Origin of the sequence: Rhodococcus sp. ENV425, assembly GCF_002887785.1 — a bacterium.
Lineage (GTDB): Bacteria > Actinomycetota > Actinomycetes > Mycobacteriales > Mycobacteriaceae > Rhodococcus > Rhodococcus aetherivorans.
The window spans coordinates 112,647-116,769 of the sequence record NZ_PCZU01000271.1; the positions used below are offsets into that span (position 1 = coordinate 112,647).

The 4,123-nt window shown below is 73.7% G+C and carries 3 protein-coding genes; 2 read left to right on the plus strand and 1 reads right to left on the minus strand.

Annotated features, from left to right (window positions below; all coding sequences use genetic code 11):
* Positions 1 to 1,089 (minus strand): PucR family transcriptional regulator ligand-binding domain-containing protein (locus CQZ88_RS25480; protein ID WP_258008790.1); only part of this gene is annotated, 1,089 nt, incomplete at its 3' end.
* A 134-nt stretch (positions 1,090 to 1,223) separates the two neighbouring features.
* On the opposite strand from CQZ88_RS25480, the gene gabT reads away from it, so the two are divergent.
* Positions 1,224 to 2,612, plus strand: a complete 1,389-nt coding sequence (gene gabT / locus CQZ88_RS25485) for a 4-aminobutyrate--2-oxoglutarate transaminase (RefSeq protein WP_102800482.1) — start codon at positions 1,224 to 1,226, stop codon at positions 2,610 to 2,612.
* A complete protein-coding gene (locus tag CQZ88_RS25490; protein ID WP_102800483.1) occupies positions 2,609 to 4,054 on the plus strand; it encodes an NAD-dependent succinate-semialdehyde dehydrogenase in 1,446 nt (481 codons plus the stop codon). Before gabT ends, CQZ88_RS25490 begins: the two co-directional genes overlap by 4 nt.
* Positions 4,055 to 4,123: the final 69 nt, after the last annotated feature.

The window sequence follows — 4,123 nt, forward strand, 5'->3', positions numbered from 1 at the left end:
GGCGCGGAGGGTGCGCGCCTGCGACGGGGCGAGGTCCGCCAGTAGCGCCGCCACGTCGGACAGCGTGTCCTCACCGCGCAGCAGCACGGTGAGCGCCTCGTCGCCGCTGCGCGCGTACAGCGGGCGCTGCCGGGCGCCGAGACCGGTGTCCAGCACGCGCCGCACGTCGGCCGCGGCCGGGGTGTGCAGACGCAGGATCCGGATGCGGTTGCGGGCGCCGACCGCGTCGGCGAGATACTCCAAGGCGTCGCCGGAGTCGAGGACGTCGTCGACGAGCAGGCCGAATGCCTTCGCGCCCAGCGCATTCCGCTCCGCGCGCAGCCGCCGCGGCTTGTCCAGCTCGAGGGTGACGAGGGAGACGGCGTGGCCGATCAGGACGAGCTCGACGTTCTCGAGCGGGCGGTCGGCCTGCACGGCCAGGTGTCCGCTGACGAGGCCGGCGTGCGTGACCGGTTGCACCGTCAGCGTCCGGCCGGGCCGGCTCGTGGTGACCGAGCCGGCACCGTCCCGGCGCAGCTCCGAGATCTGCTCTGCCAGCTCCGCCGCGGCCTCGGGGTGGGCGACCACCTCCCCGCTGCGCTCGTCGAGGTAGGCGACGGCGGCGCTGGTGGCGACGGCCAGTTCCCGCACGATCGCGGCCACGCCGCCGCGCAGCGCGGCGCGGGTGATGCGCACCTGGGTGTCGGCGGCGCGCCGCACCAGCTCGTACTGCTGTTCGGCGAGCCGGGCGGTGACGGCACGGCTGACGGCGGCGAACGGCGTCGTGTACGGCACCTCGAGCAGCGCCAGCCCCACCGCGTCGGCCGCCTCGAGCACCGACTGCGGGATCCGCTCGTGCGACAGCCCGGTGCCGAACCCCAGGGCGGCGACGCCTGCCTCCGCGAGGCGGCGCACGTAGTCACCGCCCTCCTCCGGCTGCAGTCCCAGGCCGGTGGTGAGGACGAGTTCCCCGCCGGAGAGCCAGGGCCGCGGGTCCAGCAGTTCGGTGGGCTGGACGAACCCGATCGGCCGCTCCTTCCCGGTCCGGCCGCCGCGCAGAGTCAATCCCAGTCCCGGTTGCCGCAGCAGCCAGGCGATGCCGACGCTCATGGGGCCATCGTAAGGCCGCTCGACGAAATGGCGCGGTGCGATTCACCGGGTTGTACGAATCGGCCCTGTCTCGGGTCCGCGGACGCTCCCATACTCGAATCGTCTCTACGCCGCCGAGCCCGAGGAAGTCCCCCATGACGAGCATCGAATACCGCCTTCCGCAGCAGCGTCGCCTGGTCACCGCGCTGCCCGGCCCGCGCTCGGCGGCACTGACCGAGCGTCGCCGCACGGCCGTCGGGGCGGGGGTGGCCTCCTCCGTGCCGGTCTACGCCGCCGACGTCGACGGCGGCATCGTCGTCGACGTCGACGGCAACGCCCTGATCGACCTCGGTTCCGGCATCGCGGTCACCAGTGTCGGCGCCTCGGACCCGGCGGTCGTGGCGGCGGTGCAGGAGCAGGTCGCGCACTTCACGCACACCTGCTTCATGGTCACTCCCTACGAGGGCTACATCGCCGTCGCCGAGAAGCTCGCGGCCCTGACCCCCGGCGACCACGCCAAGCGCACGGTGCTGTTCAACAGCGGCGCGGAGGCGGTGGAGAACGCGGTCAAGATCGCCCGGGTCGCGACCGGTCGCAGCGCCGTGGGGGTCTTCGACCACGCCTACCACGGCCGCACCAACCTGACGATGGCGCTGACCGCGAAGAACCAGCCCTACAAGGAGGGCTTCGGCCCGTTCGCCCCGGACATCCACCGCGTGCCGGCGTCGTACCCGTTCCGCGAGGGCCGCAACTACGACGGCACCGAGGTCACCGGTGAGCAGGCCGCCCATCGCGCGATCGTGCAGATCGACAAGCAGATCGGTGCGCACAACGTCGCCGCGATCGTGCTCGAGCCCATCCAGGGCGAGGGCGGATTCATCGTGCCGGCCAAGGGTTTCCTGCCGACCCTCGTCGACTGGGCGAAGGCCAACGGCATCGTCTTCGTCGCCGACGAGGTGCAGACCGGCTTCGCGCGCACGGGCGACTGGTTCGCCAGCAACGACGAGAACGTCGTGCCGGACCTGATGACCCTCGCCAAGGGCATCGCCGGCGGCATGCCGCTCGCCGCGGTGACCGGCCGCGCCGAGCTGATCGACGCCGTCCACGGCGGCGGCCTCGGCGGCACCTACGGCGGCAACCCCGTCGCGTGCGCCGCGGCGCTGGCCACGCTGGACCGGATCGAGCAGCTGGACCTGTGCGGCCGCGCCCGGCGCATCGAGCAGATCGCCACCGAGCGGCTGCGGGCGCTCGCCGCGGACGTCGACATCGTCGGCGAGGTCCGCGGCCGCGGCGCGATGCTCGCCGTCGAGTTCGTGCAGCCCGGCACGCGCCAGCCGAATCCGGAGGCCACCAAGGCGATCGCCGCGAAGGCGCTCGAGCAGGGTGTCATCGTGCTCACCTGCGGCACCTACGGCAACGTCGTCCGCCTGCTGCCGCCGCTGGTGATCTCCGACGAGCTGCTCACCGACGGCCTCGACGTCCTCGCTGCCGCCGTCCGCGATGTCGCGGGCGTGCGCCCGACCCTGGCAGGAGCCACCCGATGACCCACACCCTCCCCGCGGGCGTCCCGACCCGGCTCTGGCTGGGCGGCAAGCTCACCGACTCGTCCACCGGCGCGACGTTCCCCGTCGAGGACCCCGCCACCGGCGCGGTGCTCGCCGACGTCGCCGACGCCTCCGCCGACGACGGGCTGCGCGCCCTCGACCTCGCCGTCGCCGCGCAGGCCGAGTGGGCCGCGACCGCGCCCCGGGTGCGCGGCGAGATCCTGCGCACCGCCTTCGAACTCGTCCACGCCCGCGCCGACGACTTCGCCCGCGTCATCACCCTCGAGATGGGCAAGACCGTCGCCGAGGCGCGCGGCGAGGTGAACTACGGCGCCGAGTTCCTGCGCTGGTTCGCCGAGGAGGCCGTGCGCATCGGCGGCCGCACCGCCACCGCCCCGGCCGGCAGCGGGCGCATCCTCGTCACCAAGGAACCGGTCGGGCCGGTCCTGGCGATCACCCCGTGGAACTTCCCGCTGGCGATGGCCACCCGCAAGATCGGCCCGGCCCTGGCCGCGGGCTGCCCGATCCTGGTCAAGCCGGCCGCCGAGACCCCGCTGACGATGCTGCTGCTCGGGCAGGTCTTCGCCGACGCCGGCCTGCCGGCCGGGGTGCTGTCGATCCTGCCCGCCACCGACGCCGCGGCGCTGACCGGGCCGCTGCTCACCGACGCGCGGCTGCGCAAGATCACCTTCACCGGCTCCACCGGCGTCGGTAAGCTGCTGGTCCGCCAGTCCGCCGACCGGCTGCTGCGCACCTCGATGGAACTCGGCGGCAACGCCCCGTTCCTGGTGTTCGACGACGCCGACGTCGACGCCGCCGTGGACGGCGCGATGGCCGCGAAGATGCGCAACGGCGGCGAGGCCTGCACCGCCGCCAACCGCTTCCACGTCGCCCGCAGCGTCGCCCGCGAGTTCACCGACAAGCTCACCGCCCGCATCGCGGCGCTGCGCACCGGCCACGGCCTCGACGACGGCACCGACCTCGGCCCGCTGATCACCGCCCGGCAGCGCGCCACGGTCGAGGCACTGGTGCGCGACGCCGTCGAGCGCGGCGCCCGGGTCCGCACCGGCGGGCAGATCCCCGCCGGACCCGGCACGTTCTACCCGCCGACCGTGCTCGACGAGGTCCCGGCCGACGCGCGGCTGCTGCGCGAGGAGATCTTCGGTCCGGTCGCGGCGATCACCGTCTTCGACACCGAGGACGAGGCGATCGCCGCCGCCAACGCCACCGAATACGGCCTGGCCGCGTACTTCTACACCCGCGACCTCGACCGCGCGATGCGCGTGGCGTCCGCGCTGAAGACCGGCATGGTCGGTGTCAACCGCGGCATCATCTCCGACGTCGCCGCCCCGTTCGGCGGCGTCAAGGAGTCCGGATTCGGCCGCGAAGGCGCGGCCGAGGGTATCGAGGAATACCTCGACACCAAGTACATCGCGCTGTAGGACCCGGGGCGGGACGCCCGCCCCGGCAATCGAATACCGGCTCGGTCCGGGATCACGGCACACCGCCGG

What these genes read in the sequence shown, in the direction of transcription:
- gabT (WP_102800482.1), top strand. Translation starts at nt 1,224, where the DNA reads ATGACGAGCATCGAATACCGCCTTCCGCAGCAGCGTCGCCTGGTCACC.
- CQZ88_RS25490 (WP_102800483.1), top strand. Translation starts at nt 2,609, where the DNA reads ATGACCCACACCCTCCCCGCGGGCGTCCCGACCCGGCTCTGGCTGGGC.